The sequence below is a fragment of the Aeribacillus sp. FSL K6-3256 genome (assembly GCF_037965805.1).
GTDB lineage: Bacteria > Bacillota > Bacilli > Bacillales > Aeribacillaceae > Aeribacillus > Aeribacillus composti.
Map to the genome: position 1 here is coordinate 3,594,142 of NZ_CP150188.1, position 15,819 is coordinate 3,609,960.

17 protein-coding genes are annotated in these 15,819 nt (G+C 42.1%); all 17 read right to left on the minus strand.

What is annotated here, in order from left to right:
• Positions 1-346: 346 nt before the first annotated feature.
• Positions 347-760, minus strand: a complete 414-nt coding sequence (locus NSQ84_RS17270) for a F0F1 ATP synthase subunit epsilon (RefSeq protein ID WP_063389011.1) — start codon at positions 758-760, stop codon at positions 347-349.
• 28 nt (positions 761-788) lie between these two features.
• Entirely contained in the window at positions 789-2,207 is a 1,419-nt protein-coding gene (gene atpD / locus NSQ84_RS17275; protein WP_066251292.1) for a F0F1 ATP synthase subunit beta, read from the minus strand.
• Positions 2,208-2,243: 36 nt separating this feature from the next.
• Positions 2,244-3,101, minus strand: coding sequence for an ATP synthase F1 subunit gamma (gene atpG, locus NSQ84_RS17280; protein ID WP_066251293.1), 858 nt, complete (start codon positions 3,099-3,101; stop codon positions 2,244-2,246).
• Positions 3,102-3,191: 90 nt separating this feature from the next.
• A complete protein-coding gene (gene atpA / locus NSQ84_RS17285) occupies positions 3,192-4,700 on the minus strand; it encodes a F0F1 ATP synthase subunit alpha (protein ID WP_063389014.1) in 1,509 nt (502 codons plus the stop codon).
• Positions 4,701-4,715: 15 nt separating this feature from the next.
• Complete coding sequence (locus NSQ84_RS17290; RefSeq protein WP_063389015.1) at positions 4,716-5,255, minus strand: F0F1 ATP synthase subunit delta; 540 nt, start codon at positions 5,253-5,255, stop codon at positions 4,716-4,718.
• Positions 5,252-5,716, minus strand: coding sequence for a F0F1 ATP synthase subunit B (gene atpF / locus NSQ84_RS17295; protein WP_082830384.1), 465 nt, complete (start codon positions 5,714-5,716; stop codon positions 5,252-5,254). The genes NSQ84_RS17290 and atpF overlap by 4 nt, the downstream gene beginning before the upstream one ends.
• Before the next feature lie 282 nt (positions 5,717-5,998).
• On the minus strand, positions 5,999-6,211 hold the full coding sequence (gene atpE, locus NSQ84_RS17300) for a F0F1 ATP synthase subunit C (protein ID WP_063389017.1): 213 nt from the start codon (positions 6,209-6,211) through the stop codon (positions 5,999-6,001).
• A gap of 69 nt (positions 6,212-6,280) precedes the next feature.
• Positions 6,281-6,991, minus strand: a complete 711-nt coding sequence (gene atpB / locus NSQ84_RS17305; RefSeq protein WP_327873303.1) for a F0F1 ATP synthase subunit A — start codon at positions 6,989-6,991, stop codon at positions 6,281-6,283.
• A 6-nt stretch (positions 6,992-6,997) separates the two neighbouring features.
• Positions 6,998-7,381, minus strand: a complete 384-nt coding sequence (locus tag NSQ84_RS17310; RefSeq protein WP_063389019.1) for an ATP synthase subunit I — start codon at positions 7,379-7,381, stop codon at positions 6,998-7,000.
• Positions 7,382-7,383: 2 nt separating this feature from the next.
• Complete coding sequence (locus NSQ84_RS17315; protein WP_094244712.1) at positions 7,384-7,611, minus strand: AtpZ/AtpI family protein; 228 nt, start codon at positions 7,609-7,611, stop codon at positions 7,384-7,386.
• A gap of 183 nt (positions 7,612-7,794) precedes the next feature.
• Positions 7,795-10,041, minus strand: a complete 2,247-nt coding sequence (locus tag NSQ84_RS17320) for a S8 family serine peptidase (protein WP_327873302.1) — start codon at positions 10,039-10,041, stop codon at positions 7,795-7,797.
• A gap of 275 nt (positions 10,042-10,316) precedes the next feature.
• On the minus strand, positions 10,317-10,946 hold the full coding sequence (upp, locus tag NSQ84_RS17325) for a uracil phosphoribosyltransferase (protein ID WP_063389021.1): 630 nt from the start codon (positions 10,944-10,946) through the stop codon (positions 10,317-10,319).
• A 188-nt stretch (positions 10,947-11,134) separates the two neighbouring features.
• Positions 11,135-12,376, minus strand: a complete 1,242-nt coding sequence (glyA, locus tag NSQ84_RS17330) for a serine hydroxymethyltransferase (protein WP_063389022.1) — start codon at positions 12,374-12,376, stop codon at positions 11,135-11,137.
• A gap of 503 nt (positions 12,377-12,879) precedes the next feature.
• Complete coding sequence (locus NSQ84_RS17335) at positions 12,880-13,428, minus strand: TIGR01440 family protein (RefSeq protein ID WP_063389023.1); 549 nt, start codon at positions 13,426-13,428, stop codon at positions 12,880-12,882.
• 12 nt (positions 13,429-13,440) lie between these two features.
• Complete coding sequence (gene rpiB, locus NSQ84_RS17340) at positions 13,441-13,887, minus strand: ribose 5-phosphate isomerase B (protein ID WP_327856149.1); 447 nt, start codon at positions 13,885-13,887, stop codon at positions 13,441-13,443.
• A gap of 16 nt (positions 13,888-13,903) precedes the next feature.
• Positions 13,904-15,199: a methyl-accepting chemotaxis protein gene (locus NSQ84_RS17345; RefSeq protein ID WP_066251307.1), complete on the minus strand. Its 1,296-nt coding sequence runs from the start codon at positions 15,197-15,199 to the stop codon at positions 13,904-13,906.
• A gap of 16 nt (positions 15,200-15,215) precedes the next feature.
• Positions 15,216-15,620, minus strand: coding sequence for a low molecular weight protein arginine phosphatase (locus tag NSQ84_RS17350; RefSeq protein ID WP_066251512.1), 405 nt, complete (start codon positions 15,618-15,620; stop codon positions 15,216-15,218).
• Positions 15,621-15,819: the final 199 nt, after the last annotated feature.

Genomic DNA, 15,819 nt, shown 5'->3' on the forward strand with positions numbered 1-15,819 from the left:
AAACCCACTTTATTATATAAAAATCTTTCCTATTCATGCACACTTTTTATTTGATTTTGTGAAAAACAATGGTTAGGCAGTTTTTTCATGTTGTTATTTCTTATAAATGAAGCATTCATTGATGTGGAATGTAGATAGGAGGTCAATTCGTTATTTTTGGATTTGCAGTTTTAGAGTTGAATGATGCGATTACATGTTGTCCATTTTTTGCTGTCAATAAAAGTAAGTTGCCGATTTTTTGCATCCAGGCTAGAGCCAACATTGCAAAATAGCCATGATCATGATTTCTTAGTTTTTTCAAAAAAGACGGCCCGAACTTAAGCGCCGGGACGTCTTAAATGAGAAATTAAAAGTTCTTTTTCGCCACGTTAATACGATTGATGGCACGTTGCAGCGCCAGCTCAGCACGTTTAAAATCTATGTCTTCCTGCCCTTGGCCTTTGCGCTGCAAGCGTTCCTCAGCACGTTTCTTTGCAGCTTCCGCGCGGGCAACATCGATATCTTCAGCTCTTTCAGCTGCTTGTGCCAAGATCGTGACTTTATCAGGGCGAACTTCCAAAAAACCTCCGCTGACAGCCACGAGTTCTGTATTATTTCCTTTTTTCAGCCGAACTGCGCCAATTGCAAGCGGCGCAACCATTGGAATATGACCAGGCAAAATTCCAAGCTCGCCGCTTTGAGCTTTGGCGCTGACCAATTCTATATCCGCATCATAAACTGGGCCATCGGGAGTGACGACACTGACTTGTACGGTCTTCATATTCAGTTCCTCCTAGGGTCCCAAAATATTATACTTCAACGCCCATTTGCTTCGCTCTTTCAAGGACATCTTCAATTGTGCCCACTAAGCGGAACGCATCTTCAGGAATGTGGTCGTACTTACCTTCAAGAATTTCTTTAAATCCACGTACAGTCTCTTTTACAGGCACATATGAACCAGGCTGCCCTGTAAACTGCTCAGCAACGTGGAAGTTTTGTGATAAGAAGAATTGGATTCTTCTAGCACGATGTACAACAAGCTTATCTTCATCTGAAAGCTCGTCCATACCAAGGATTGCAATAATATCTTGCAACTCTCTATATCTTTGCAATGTTGCCTGAACTTGGCGGGCAACGTTGTAATGCTCTTCACCGACGATTTCCGGAGCCAATGCACGTGACGTTGAAGCAAGTGGATCCACCGCTGGATAAATACCCATCTCTGACAGCTTACGGTCAAGGTTTGTTGTCGCATCTAAGTGTGCGAATGTTGTAGCCGGAGCAGGGTCTGTATAGTCGTCAGCAGGCACGTAAATCGCCTGAATCGATGTAACAGAACCTACGTTTGTTGATGTAATCCGCTCCTGCAATTGTCCCATTTCTGTCGCAAGCGTCGGTTGGTATCCAACAGCAGAAGGCATACGTCCAAGCAACGCAGATACTTCGGAACCAGCTTGTGTAAAGCGGAAGATGTTGTCGATGAAGAAGAGAACGTCTTGCCCTTGTTCATCACGGAAATATTCAGCCATTGTCAAACCTGTTAATGCAACGCGCATACGCGCTCCAGGCGGCTCGTTCATTTGTCCGAACACCATTGCTGTTTTGCTGATAACGCCGGAGTCTTTCATTTCAAAGTATAGGTCGTTTCCTTCACGAGTACGCTCCCCAACTCCAGCAAATACGGAAATACCGCCGTGCTCTTGTGCAATGTTATTGATCAGCTCTTGGATTAAAACCGTTTTTCCAACTCCTGCACCGCCGAACAAGCCGATTTTTCCACCTTTAATATATGGAGCAAGCAAGTCAACAACTTTGATTCCTGTTTCCAAAATTTCAACTTGTGTTGACAGCTGTTCAAATTTCGGAGCAGGCTTATGAATTGGATCCCGGCGCGCTTCCGCTGGAATCGGGTCTCCAAGGTCAATATGTTCCCCTAACACATTGAATACCCGTCCTAATGTGACATCTCCAACTGGCACGGAGATTGGAGCGCCTAAGTCTTCGACTTCCATTCCGCGCGTTACGCCGTCCGTTGAAGCCATAGCGATTGTCCGAACGGTGTCATCCCCTAAATGAAGCGCTACTTCCAACGTTAAATCAATGTCTACCTCGTTCTCATTGCGCGCTTTATGTGAAATTTTTAGGGCGTTATAAATTTCCGGCAAATGTCCGCTTTCAAACTTTACGTCCACTACCGGACCCATTACTTGAACTACGCGTCCTTTCATGTTCCTGTTTCCCTCCTAACGTACTGTTTCAGTGATCTATTCAAGCGCTGATGCCCCGCCAACAATTTCTGTAATTTCTTGCGTAATCGCTGCCTGACGAGCTCTGTTGTAGGAAAGAGTCAGCGTATTGATCAGTTCCTTTGCGTTGTCTGTTGCATTCTTCATTGCCGTCATTCTCGCAGCATGTTCGCTTGCTTTGCTGTCAAGCAAGGCGCCGTAAATCAAACTTTCAGCATATTGCGGCAAAAGCACTGCCAAAATGTCTTCCTGAGACGGTTCAAATTCATAAGACGTCATTTTTTTATTCGCAGCGATGTCCGAAAGCGGCAGCAGCTTTTTCTCCGTTACTTCCTGCTGGATGGCGCTGACATAATGGTTGTAGAACATATAAATTTCATCTACTTTTCCATCCTCGAACAGCTTGACTGTATTGGAAGCAATTTCTTTAATATCCGAAAAGCTTATATCATCGCCTAATCCGACAATTTCTTCAACGACAGGCATACCGCGTTTTTTGAAAAAATCGCGGCCGACTTTTCCGATGGCAATCACGGCATATTCATCCGTCGAACGATGCCGTTCTTGAATCGTTTGATAAACGGCGCGCAGCACGTTGCTGTTAAACGCACCGGCAAGCCCGCGATCCGATGTAATGACAACGTATCCTGTCTTTTTGACCGGACGCTTTTCAAGCATCGGGTGGCTTACGTCCGTACTCCCAAGGGCGATGTTTGCCACAACTTCTTGAATTTTTTCCATATAAGGCACAAATGACTTGGCGCTGGTTTCCGCCCGATTCAGCTTCGAAGCTGAAACCATCTCCATCGCCTTTGTAATTTGGCTTGTCTTCTTCGTCGAATTGATGCGTGTTTTAATATCGCGCAACGATGCCAAAGGTTCTCACCACCTTTTTGAAAAATAGCCGATCATGTTTTGAAAACGGCTGTGAAAAGAATCCCCGTATTTTCACAGCCTTATCGTTCTTTATTCAGAAACTGCAAAAGTTTTTTTGAATCCTTTGATGGCTTTTTCCATTTTCTCGTCTTCAGGCAGATTTCCTGTCGAACGGATTTCTTCAAGAAGCTCTTTTTCATTTTGATCTAAATAAGCATAAAATTCTTCTTCAAAGCGGCGAATATCCTCAACAGGAATATCATCTAAAAATCCTTTTGTTAAGGTGTAAAGGATCATGACTTGTTTTTCAACTGGGATCGGCTTGTTGATGCCTTGCTTCAATACTTCAACTGTACGCATACCGCGGTTTAACTTCGCCTGAGTTGCTTTATCTAGATCAGAACCGAATTGAGCGAATGCTTCAAGCTCTCTGTATGCTGCAAGGTCTAGCCGAAGCGTACCCGAAACTTTTTTCATCGCTTTGATTTGCGCTGCACCGCCGACGCGGGAAACGGACAATCCGGCGTTTACCGCAGGACGCACACCTGAGAAGAATAGGTCAGATTGCAAGAAAATTTGTCCGTCTGTAATGGAAATTACGTTCGTAGGAATGTAAGCTGAGATGTCGCCAGCCTGCGTTTCAACAAATGGTAATGCCGTCAAAGATCCGCCGCCTTTTGCATCGCTAAGTTTTGCTGCGCGTTCCAATAGACGGGAGTGCAAGTAAAAGACATCCCCAGGGAACGCTTCACGTCCAGGTGGACGGCGTAGTAATAGAGAAAGCTCACGGTAAGCGGCAGCTTGCTTTGAAAGATCATCATATACGATAAGGACGTGTTTTCCTTGGTACATAAAATATTCGCCCATAGATACACCGGCATATGGGGCCAAATAAAGCAATGGAGCCGGTTGAGACGCAGATGCCGTTACAACGATCGTATAATCTAATGCGCCGTGTTTACGGAGTGTTTCAACAACATTTCGAACTGTTGATTCTTTTTGTCCGATCGCAACATAGATACAAATCATGTTTTCTTCTTTTTGGTTAATGATTGTGTCGATCGCAATTTGCGTTTTACCTGTTTGACGGTCACCGATGATGAGCTCGCGTTGTCCGCGGCCAATTGGGATAAGAGCGTCGATCGCTTTAATACCCGTTTGCAGCGGTTCATGAACAGATTTCCGGTCCATGACGCCTGGGGCAGGGCTTTCAATCGGACGTGTTTTTGTTGTTTCAATCGGGCCTAACCCGTCCACTGGTTGTCCAAGCGGATTTACAACGCGGCCGATCAGCTCTTCTCCAACAGGAACTTCCATAATCCGTCCTGTTCTTCTCACTTCATCGCCTTCACGAATGTCTTTAAAAGGGCCTAAAATAACAATACCGACGTTATTTTCTTCAAGGTTTTGGGCTAATCCCATAACGCCGTTTGAAAATTCGACAAGCTCACCGGCCATGACATTGTCGAGGCCATGAGCACGTGCGATCCCGTCACCTACTTGAATAACTGTGCCGACATCGCTAACTTCTATTTCAGACTGATAGTTTTCAATTTGCTTTTTTATCAGTGCACTAATTTCTTCAGCTTTGATGCTCATGAGTTTCACCCCTATCTACGAACTTTTCGCTAAATTCCGCCCGATGCGTTCGAGCTTACTCTTGATGCTACCGTCAAAAATACGATTGCCGATTTGAAGTTTCAGTCCGCCAATTAAGTTCTGATCAATGATGTTTGTGATCTTAAGCGATTTTTTTCCGACCTTTTGCGCAAATACTTCTGAAAGAGCCTGCTTTTCTTCATCCTTCAACGGACGGACGGAGTAAACCGTTGCTTCTGCTGTTTGCTGTTCTTCATTTGCAAGCTCCACAAAGTTATCTACAAGTTCAGGAACTAAGCGGATGCGATGGCGATCGATAAGCAGAAGAAGAGTATTGATAATTTCAGCACTCAATGAAGAAAACGCTTCATTGACCAATGATTTTTTATTTTCGAGCAACACCTTCGGATGCTCTAAAATTTGCAGCAATTTTTGATTTTCAATAAACACCTGCTTTACAATCCGCAATTCTTCTTCAAACTGCTTCACTTGATTTTTTTCCTTTGCAATTTGAAAAAGAGCTGACGCATAGCGCTTTGCCACTCCGCCAATCATAACTGTTCTCCTACCTCTTTAATATAATCATTGATCAGCTTCTCTTGCTCAGCCTCATTCAATTCTTTTTCAATCACTTTAGAAGCAATAAGAACGGATAATGATGCCACTTGATTACGCAATTCAGCAACGGCTTGCTCTTTTTCGTGTTCGATTTCTTTCTTGGCTGCTTCTTTCAGTCTTTCTGCCTCCGCACGAGCCGCTTGGATGATATCTTCTTTTTGCTGTTCGCCGAGTTTTTTCGCATTTTCAACAAGCTCCTGTGCTTCGATGCGGGCTTGCTTTAATAGCTCACGCTGCTCTTCGGCAAGCTTTTTGGCTTCCGCATGCTTTTCTTCCGCAGCGTTTATTTCATTTGCAATAAATTCTTCCCTCTGTTTCATAATGCCCATAAGCGGACCAAAAGCATATTTTTTGAGCAATGCTAACAAAACTAAAAATACAACGAGCTGAACGAGCATATCTCCTGCTGCGAAGCCTCCAGCTCCGAGGGCAAATTCAACTGTTAACACGGCTTCGTTTCACTCCCTTCAAAACTTCCGTTTTCCAACTACCGGCTATATTGGGACTCTGTTACCATTCACAACATAAAGGAATGGCGAAGATGCTTAAATAACTTCGCCATTTCCTCTTTTTCACTTGCTGTCCTTTCGATTCGGACTTCACGCAAATTGATTGCATGCCGATTTCTAAAAAGCCTTTTTCAACACCAATCTGGGCAAGGCTCTTTTGAAATTTTCAAATTACGCACCAAAAGCCATAAATGCAATAACAACCGCGATAATCGGAATCGCCTCAACCAACGCAACCCCGATAAACATAGTAGTTTGAAGCATACCGCGCGCCTCAGGTTGACGAGCAATACCTTCTACTGTACGAGATACGATAAGTCCGTTACCAATACCAGCACCAAGTGCCGCTAAACCAATTGCAATTGCAGCTGCTAATAAATTCATGAATAAAGTCCTCCTTTATTTGTTTAAAAATAATTTTTTACACAAAAATTATGATGAAGTCATTTATTTTTAATGGTCATGGCTAACTTTATGCGCCATATAAACCATTGTTAACATTGTAAAGATAAAAGCTTGGATTGCACCTACAAAAATACTGAATGCCTGCCACGCCATCATCGGAATAATTGCCCCGATGAAGCCGAATGCTCCGCTAGTTGCCAAGCTGACAAGCAGACCTAGCAAAATTTCCCCAGCATAGATGTTACCGTAAAGACGAAGACCAAGCGTCAACGTGTTTGCAAACTCTTCAATAATTTTAAGCGGGAACAAAAACGGCAGTGGCTTGAAAAAGTCGCTTCCATAGGCGGAAAAGCCCTTTAATTTAATCCCGTAATAATGCGATAAACCGACGACTAAAATGGCCAGTGTCAGCGTTATGGTAGGATCAGCCGTAGGCGATTTCCACCAAAGCTCATGGTCAACAACGATAGCGAATGGTAGACCAAGCATATTGGAAACAAAAATGTACATGATGAGCGTCATTCCTAAAGTAAGGAATCGGCCTCCTGTCTGCCAGTCCATCGTGCTGTTAATAATGTTTTTCACAAAATCCATGACCCATTCCAAAAAGTTTTGCATACCCGTTGGCTTCATTGCCAAAGAGCGGGTCGACAATACGGCGATGATAAATACAATTGCGCTAGATACAAGAATCATTAAAATATTGGACAAATTAAATTCAAGCCCTAATAATTTTACTATCGGCGCTTCGTGACCCAACAAAATTCACCTCTCTTCCCAAGCTTGTCCGCAAATGTATAGAATAGAATCTATCATAATGACAATATAGATTGTCATTAAACCAATAACCACGCTAATTAAATGGAAATGTTCAGGGAATTTAAGTGCGATTAATACCGCCAATCCTGCGGCTGCCATCCTTGAAACCGTTCCAAGCGAACGTGCTGTACGGCCTTCTTCAATTGCTTGCTGTATTTGCTTTGATTTACGCACTAGTATCCATAAATTATAGAGGCTAAAGCTTGTACCAAGGGCAAGACCGAGGAAAATATCTTGATAAGGAGTAAACCCCCACGCTAACACATAGATGGCAAGCAAAAACAGCAAATATTTTTTGCTGCGCACAAACAATTTTTCTATACGATCCATAGTTACCGTTCATTCTCCTGAAAAAAATGTTGGACTAATCTCAGCATCGCAATTATTCCCGCAGCCAGTCCAATTAGAAGACCGATGATCAAAAAAACGGGTTCTGTATGCAAATGTCGATCAAGCCATCTTCCTGCAAAAATCCCAACGAGCACTGACCCTGCCAAATAGGAAAGAATGGCGGTCATTAAAGCGTATGCTCGGAGCGGATGGTGCTCTTTTTGCCGCATTGGGTATGTCCTCACAATATAAAATTACCTTATATTTCATTATGTTAAAAGGCTGTTGAAAACCTTATCATCCCACCCCGTTTAGCATACAATAGGCACCAATCAATGTCAATCTGTTTCACGTCAAAAGTTGAGCTATTTGTTAATAATATCACAATTTGTTCACAAATATTTTTGGTGTTTCTATTGACTTTTTAATATTTTTTTATCTAAAATGATTGTCGTTTCATAGCTGCTTTCTTCCCCGTCTTTTTTTGCAAAAATAAGCGCTTTGTAAACGCCGTTTGGAATGTCCTTAAATTGCCCGGAAATGTCTCTTTTCAACAAACCTCCCGGAATATTTCTTTGCCAGTCTAAAAAGCCTTTGAATGTTAAAGTGTCCGGATCATACAGGGCAATCCCGAATTCATCCGCCCCTTGCGGCAAATAAAGCTCATAATGGTACATATTCCCTTGATCGGCAAGCCCAAATTCAAATCCCATGATTTTTGGATAATTCGGTTCGCCAACAACGAATAAATATGGAAGGCGGATTGTCTGGCTGCCGGCTGTTACAACAAGAGTCCCGTCATACAATCCTTCCCTCAATGATTTTGGTGCAACATCAATCGAGACGGATACTTCTCTTTTCCCGTTAGCAGGAACCTTTACGGAAATAGGGAGCTGCCATTGAACCCCTTTTTGATAATGCGGTTTAGAAAAAACAAACGTTTTTTCTTGATCGGAGAGATTTTCAAGAGTTAACGTGATCTCTTTCTTTTTCCTGCCGATATTTTTGTGAAATTGACCGAATGATAGAGATGCCGGATAAATGAGAGCTCTTGTCTGAACAGCCGATAAAATATCGATTCTTCCCGCCCCCTGCTCAAACACCTTGTACAGCCTTCCATTTTGATCATAAAGCGGTTTAGCAGTATTCATCATAGCTGCTTTTATTTGTTCCGGCGACCAATCTGGATGCTTTTGTTTGATCAATGCCGCTGCACCTGCTATATGCGGAGCAGCCATGCTTGTTCCTTGAAGAGCCATATACCCTTTAGGTATTGTGCTGTCAATTGCTACACCAGGCGCGACAAGATCGGGCTTCACTTCCCATGTGACTGTTACCGGCCCTTTTGATGAAAAGGGTGCGAGGCGATCTTGTTCTATCCGACTGGTTGTTTTGATGAACGATTTTTCATTCAATTGTTTGCGCAGCCATTCGCCATCTTCCTTTGAGATGGAGACAACAGGAAAGTCCAATTTTTCTTCTAAATTGCCGGTAAATCTCCCTTTCATGTTGTTGTAAATAATCAACGCTTGGGCTCCGGCTGATTTTGCATTTTTCGCTTTTTCGGCAAACGTGATTTCCCCGCGCTTCACCAAGGCTATTTTTCCTTTAACAGAAGGTTTAAAGTCTTTTTTCTCCCCTAAGCCTGCATATTCTATCCGTCCTCTAATTGTTGTCCAAGGGGCAGAATTGAACAAAGATTCAGCTGGCATTTTCTTTTGAAATCCTGAAAGGGTTAAATACTTTACGTCAAGCGGCGGTGTCGATGCGCCGACGGAAATTGCTTTGCTTGCAGTGCCAGGCGAACCGACGGTCCAAATGTTAGGACCAGAGTTTCCGCTTGATACAACTGCAGTTATCCCCTCTTCAACGGCTTGGTTTAACGCCAGGCTTGTCGGATAATCCGGGCCGTTCACATCATTGCCAAGGGAAAGATTTACGATATCTACCTGATCCTCAATCGATTTTTCAATCGCTGCAATAACTTGGTCTGTCGTCCCGTACCCATGAGGGCCAAGCGCTCTATAGGCAATGATGGAGGCTTCCGGAGCAACCCCTTTCAATTTTCCATTTGCGGCTATAATTCCTGCTACGTGAGTGCCGTGAATTGTCCTCGAATTGTCTTTCGCGACTGTTTCCATTGGGTCTTTGTCTTGATCTACAAAATCAAATCCGCCTTGATAATTTTTTTGTAAATCTCGGTGGTTGTAGTCGATCCCCGTATCTATAACAGCTACTTTCACTCCTTTTCCCGTCAATCTTTCATCCTTCGCGTCAAAATAGCCGCGTGCATCGATGCCGCCTATAAAAGGAACACTTTCTTCAACCGTTGCTTGAAAAGTCGTTACAGGCTCTGCATGTTCAATGTAAGGCTCTTTTACTAGCTGATCTAGATCTCTTTTTTTCCCTTTTACTGAAAATCCGGTAAACGTTTTTTTATATTCCCAGCAAATGTTTATTTCCGGATATTTTTTTTGAATCAACTCTTTTATTTTTGAAAGGTTCTGATCTGACAAAACAATGATCATTGTGACTTGTTCATCAGCATTCTCTTCAGGGATTTGCGGATGTTCGGGGAAGGTCTTTGCAAAAGCAGTTACATCAAAAACGTGGAAAATGAAGAAAAAAAGCAAACAAATTCGCACTGAAGGGTTTCCCATTTCTATCACCTCAGCACTTATTGTTCGCTATGAACATCAGTTTATTGCATGAAAAAAGTCGTTTTAAGGGAAAAGTGAGAAATTGATGGAGCTGTTTAATAAGTAGTTTTTACGGCTTATTGACGCCCATTAATGTTTTAGAAACGTTGATATATCGATGTTTATGATTTTGTGTTTTCAATGGGGATTTGACTTTCTGGACAGCTCCTTATATTAATGAATTTTTCATACTATGCTAAAAAGAAAGAGAGGGCACTTCACTTCGCCCTCTCCTGTTATTTTGTACCAAATAAACGGTCTCCTGCATCTCCTAAACCTGGTACGATATAGCCATGGTCGTTTAATTTCTCATCAAGTGCGGCAATGTAAATATCGACATCTGGATGAGCTTCTTCCATTGCTTTTACCCCTTCAGGAGCAGCTACTAGACACATGAAACGGATATTTTTTGCACCGCGTTTTTTTAGACACTCTATTGCTTCAACTGCTGAACCGCCGGTAGCCAGCATTGGGTCAACAACGATGAAATCCCGCTCTTCCACATCAGAAGGAAGTTTTACATAGTATTCTACAGGCTTTAATGTTTTCGGATCCCGATATAACCCGATATGGCCGACTTTTGCGGCAGGAATCAGTTTCAAAATGCCGTCAACCATTCCTAGCCCCGCACGCAAAATGGGAATAACCCCAAGTTTTTTTCCTGACAAGATTTTTGTTTTCGCTACTCCTACCGGGGTTTCTACTTCCACTTCCTCCAGCGGAAGATCTCGTGTTATCTCAAACGCCATTAATGTAGCAATCTCATCCACAAGCTCTCGAAATTCTTTTGTTCCGGTTTTTTTATCGCGAATATAGGATAGCTTATGCTGAATTAACGGGTGATCAAATACAAACACTTTGCCCAAGTTTCACATCTCCTTTTCTTTTGCCTCAATAGATTTTACAGAAAAAATTTTTGAGTTTCAACATTTTCATCAACCTTTTTCGACAACATTCCAAACGATGAAATCCATTTTAAATAGTTTTAAGAGGCAGAAAATTAAAATAAAAAAAGAGCGTCCGAAGCATGTGGCTTCGAACACTCAATATTTCCTCAATAATTTGGGTAGAGCGGGAATTTTTCTGTTAAAGCTTGCACCCGTTTTCTCGCTTCTTCCAATTTAGCTTCGTCTTGATGGAATTTCAATGCAAATGCAATAATCGATCCGATTTCATCCATTTCTTCCAAACCAAAACCGCGGCTTGTGACAGCTGCCGTTCCAATACGGATTCCGCTTGTAACAAAAGGTGATTCAGGATCGTATGGAATCGCGTTTTTATTCACAGTAATGCCGATTTCGTCCAAAACATGTTCAGCAACCTTTCCTGTTAATTGCAAGTTGCGGACATCAACTAAAATCAAATGGTTATCTGTTCCTCCAGATACTAAAGTCAGTCCTTCTTCTTTTAATTTTTCTGCCAGCCGCTTCGCATTGTTGATAATGTTTTGCGCATATGTTTTAAATTCTTCTTGTAAAACTTCTCCCAATGCTACCGCTTTTGCCGCAATAACATGCATTAACGGACCGCCTTGAATGCCTGGGAAAATGATTTTATCAATTTGTTTTGCAAATTCTTCTTTGCATAAAATCATTCCGCCTCTTGGACCGCGAAGTGTTTTATGCGTCGTAGTTGTTACAAAATGGGAGTACGGCACAGGATTTTGATGAAGACCTGCAGCAACAAGGCCGGCAATATGAGCCATGTCAACCATTAAGTAAGCTCCCACTTCATCAGCGATTTCCCGAAACTTTTTAAAATCAATTTCACGAGGATAAGCGCTGGCACCAGCAACAATGATTTTCGGTTTATGCTCAAGAGCTTTAGCTCGAACATCATCATAATCGATAAGATGGGTGTTAGGATCAACACCGTATTCAACAAAATTAAATTGCATTCCGCTGAAGTTTACCGGACTTCCATGCGTTAAATGGCCGCCGTGAGACAAATTCATTCCGAGAACAGTGTCCCCATGATTTAAGACAGCATAGTAAACAGCCATATTGGCTTGAGAACCGGAATGCGGCTGAACGTTTGCATGCTCAGCTCCAAAAATTTTTTTCGCCCGTTCTCGAGCTAAATCTTCCGCAACGTCAACATATTCGCATCCTCCATAGTAGCGACGTCCCGGATAACCTTCTGCATATTTATTTGTTAATACAGAACCTTGGGCCTCCATTACCGCTTCACTGACAAAATTTTCTGACGCAATCAGTTCGATTTTCGTACGCTGGCGCTTTAATTCGTTCTGTATCGCTTCATATACTTCAGGATCCTGTTGTTGAATATATTTCATGAAATGTTCCCCCTCTAGTCTTTCATCGATTGAACGGCACAGGCGAGCGACAAAATCGTCATGCCGATCTACTTATTAATCAGAATAACCGTATTGATCATCCTTTGGCAACCCTTTTCTTTTATGTAAGCGTATTCTTCCCAAACTTTTTTTTGGCATGAATAGTTTTTAATTCGGAATTTCTTAAAACCTCGATTCTGCCTGTATACTTAAACTATCAGTTTGTAAAATGAATCATGTCTTGTACAACTCGACCAACGGAGCTTCTGTACCTAACTCAATGCACAGAGTCGTCAAGCAGGAAATGATCGGCAACCTGTATTTTCATTAAACAAAATCGCATCAAAGTTTGATACGACTTTTGCTTACTATTTCTAAAGATGGAGGGGCCCCGATACTTCAAAGAAATGATGTGCATGTTTTTTTCGTTCCGCTCCACTTCTTTTATAAAAAAATAGCAGCACAAACCATGACGTAAGTTTGCACTGCTAATATTCGAATGTTTATTTTGTATAAACTGCCCGCGCACCGCCGATAAGCTTCGGCCGGCTAAAAGCTAAGTTTACATGGGCTTGTCCGACTTGCTTGACCGAACTTCTAACAGGGACAGCAACATGCTTTAAATGCATGCCAATAAGTGTATCTCCGATGTCAATGCCTGCATCTGCCTTAATAAATTCAACAACAACCGGATCTCTCATATGCTCATAAGCAAACGCTGCCATGGAACCGCCTGCTTTCGGGATTGGGATGACAGAAACGATTTCGTAATTGCGCTTTTCTGCTGTTTCCCGTTCAACGACAAGAGCGCGATTCAAATGCTCGCAGCATTGAAAAGCGAGCTCTACACCTGTTTCTTTTTGAAATTCCGATAATGCAGAAAATATCATTTCGGCAACATCCGTATTTCCGGCAGTGCCGATTTTTTCTCCGATTACTTCGCTCGTTGAGCACCCTATGACAATCAGCTGCCCTTTTTGAATTGGTGCTTTTTCTTTAAAATCGGCCAACACTGTTAAAAGCTGTTCCCGGTATTCTTGCAATTCCGGCATTCGATCATCACCTTATAAATGGGTTTCTTCATATTTTGAAATTTTTTCTATTCTATTCGCATGCCTGCCTCCCACATATTCAGTTGTCAGCCACGTTTTCACAATTTCGCGGGCAAGTCCCGGCCCGATGACACGTTCACCCATTGCAAGCATGTTGCTGTCGTTATGCTCCCGGGTTGCTTTTGCGCTAAACACATCATGTACAAGGGCGCAGCGAATACCCTTTACTTTATTGGCCGCTATTGACATTCCGATCCCTGTTCCGCAAATTAAAATACCGCGGTCAAATTCTCCTTTCGCGACTCGTTCAGCTGCCGGCAATGCGTAATCAGGATAATCAACTGATGTCTCACAGTCGCAGCCGATATCTTCGTATTCGATATTCATCTCGTCAAGCAATTTTTTGATTTCTTCACGTATGTTGACCCCTCCGTGATCTGAGGCAATTATAACTTTCACTAGCTGCTCCTCCTTTTTATTTTTCATAAGTAAATCGATCGATTACTTTCTTTAGCTGCTGAGCGCTTGCTTCAAGCTCTCTCGTTAATTGATTAATGTTAGAAATATTATCAGCTTGTTCTTGTACAGATGAGGCCACTTCCTGTGCACCAGCAGATGTCTCTTCGGCAATCGCTGCCACTTCTTCAGATTGCGCTCCTGTTTGTTGAATGCTTTTTTGCTGTTCGTCCATCAGCTCGCTGATCACCTTAACCGCTTCGGCAACATGCAAAATCGATTTCGACATCTCCACAAGAATTTTCTCTGTTTCTTTCCCTCTTTGCGCTTCTTGTCGAGCTGTTTTCACTTGATCTCCAATCTGTTCAACAACATTGCTTACTTCTTTTTGAATGTTAGAGATCAGCTCGGAAATTCCTTGAACAGCTTTGGCGCTTTGATCAGCAAGCTTTCGAACTTCTTCCGCAACGACAGCAAACCCTCTGCCGTGTTCACCTGCTCTTGCCGCTTCAATTGACGCGTTCAGCGCCAGCAGGTTTGTTTGATCGGCAATATCGCCGACAAGGGATACAATAGTCTCCACCTTTTTGGCATTTTCTTCAAGACGCTGTACCGCCAAAATAGATTGCTCGTTTTTTTCGGCCAACGATTGAATCCCTTTAATTAAAGATTGAAATATCTTTTTGCTTTGGTCAAGTGATTGAACCATTTCATTCGCCATTTTTTCGGATACTTTTGCTTTTTCTTTTACCTGACTAGCAAGCTCTACCGTATCTTCCACCGCTTCTGCTGTTTCCTGAATAGCAGCCGCCGATTGGTCGGCTCCTGTTGAAATTTCCTTAATCGTATATGAAATGCTTTCAGCTTGTCTTGTTGCCTGTTCTGTTGCAGCATGTATTTGTTTCACCTGCTCATTTGTTTGCTCAAAATTTATTTCAATGTTTTTCACCATATGTCTTAAATTGGAAAGCATTTCATTAAAGGCTCTGCTTAAGGACCGAATTTCATCATCTGATTTGATGTCAGGAACATTTACGGAAATATCGCCATCGGCCGCTATAAGAGCAGCCTTTTCAAGCCGCTTTAGCGGAGAAATAAGAAATCCAGCTGCAATAGCTGTTAAAATCCCTGACCATATGATTCCAAGAGTCAACGTCAAAATGGTAAAAGATGTTCGGTCAATATATTGTTTTACATACTCGTATACAACATAAATGAAAAATCCGCTTGTTGAATATGTAATAAGAGCAACAATCGTAATAAAGATGACGATTTTTAAACGGATGCTGAATTTGTATCGATTCTTGTTTTTCACAGAGTCCACCTGCCTGCTAATTTGTTTCTAATTTTGAAATAAGCTTTTGAAGCAATTGCTCCAGCTCTTCCCTTGTTTTTCTGTACTTTTCCACGGAACTGCCAAACGGATCGGTAATATCACGTATCTCCTCATCTTTTCCAACAACGAACTCGCTTACCGTAAATGTTTTTTCGGCTGCTTTAGGAAAAAATTGGCATAATATGTTTTTATGATCTTTAGTCATCGTAAATACATATGTTGCCCAATCGATATGTTCTTCCGTAAGTTTTGAAGCACTGTGCTCAACATGTATTCCCTTTTCCTCCAGCACTTTTTTTGCATTTTCTGAAATTTTCTGCCCATCCAATGCAAACACGCCTGCTGAACGAACGTTAAATCGGCCGTTTTTTTGCAAATGCTTAAAAATAGCCTCCGCCATCGGGCTTCGACATGTATTTCCGGTGCAAACGAATAAAATGTTTGTCACAAGGTTTTCTCCCTTCTATCTCTCCCTTTTGATGTTACCTTCATTATAATCAAAAAGTTCGAAAGAATGGAAACCATGAGGAATTTTTTTTATTTTTATTATCGACAAAAAGTCACAATTTTTTTGCATAATAGGCATATTTAACCAAAAA

Coding starts and splice junctions, on each gene's coding strand:
- NSQ84_RS17270 (WP_063389011.1), bottom strand. CDS start 760: ATGAAGACCGTACAAGTCAGTGTCGTCACTCCCGATGGCCCAGTTTAT.
- atpD (WP_066251292.1), bottom strand. CDS start 2,207: ATGAAAGGACGCGTAGTTCAAGTAATGGGTCCGGTAGTGGACGTAAAG.
- atpA (WP_063389014.1), bottom strand. CDS start 4,700: ATGAGCATCAAAGCTGAAGAAATTAGTGCACTGATAAAAAAGCAAATT.
- NSQ84_RS17290 (WP_063389015.1), bottom strand. CDS start 5,255: ATGATTGGCGGAGTGGCAAAGCGCTATGCGTCAGCTCTTTTTCAAATT.
- atpF (WP_082830384.1), bottom strand. CDS start 5,716: ATGCTCGTTCAGCTCGTTGTATTTTTAGTTTTGTTAGCATTGCTCAAA.
- atpE (WP_063389017.1), bottom strand. CDS start 6,211: ATGAATTTATTAGCAGCTGCAATTGCAATTGGTTTAGCGGCACTTGGT.
- NSQ84_RS17310 (WP_063389019.1), bottom strand. CDS start 7,381: ATGGATCGTATAGAAAAATTGTTTGTGCGCAGCAAAAAATATTTGCTG.
- NSQ84_RS17315 (WP_094244712.1), bottom strand. CDS start 7,611: ATGCGGCAAAAAGAGCACCATCCGCTCCGAGCATACGCTTTAATGACC.
- NSQ84_RS17320 (WP_327873302.1), bottom strand. CDS start 10,041: ATGGGAAACCCTTCAGTGCGAATTTGTTTGCTTTTTTTCTTCATTTTC.
- glyA (WP_063389022.1), bottom strand. CDS start 12,376: ATGAAATATATTCAACAACAGGATCCTGAAGTATATGAAGCGATACAG.
- NSQ84_RS17335 (WP_063389023.1), bottom strand. CDS start 13,428: ATGCCGGAATTGCAAGAATACCGGGAACAGCTTTTAACAGTGTTGGCC.
- NSQ84_RS17350 (WP_066251512.1), bottom strand. CDS start 15,620: ATGGCGGAGGCTATTTTTAAGCATTTGCAAAAAAACGGCCGATTTAAC.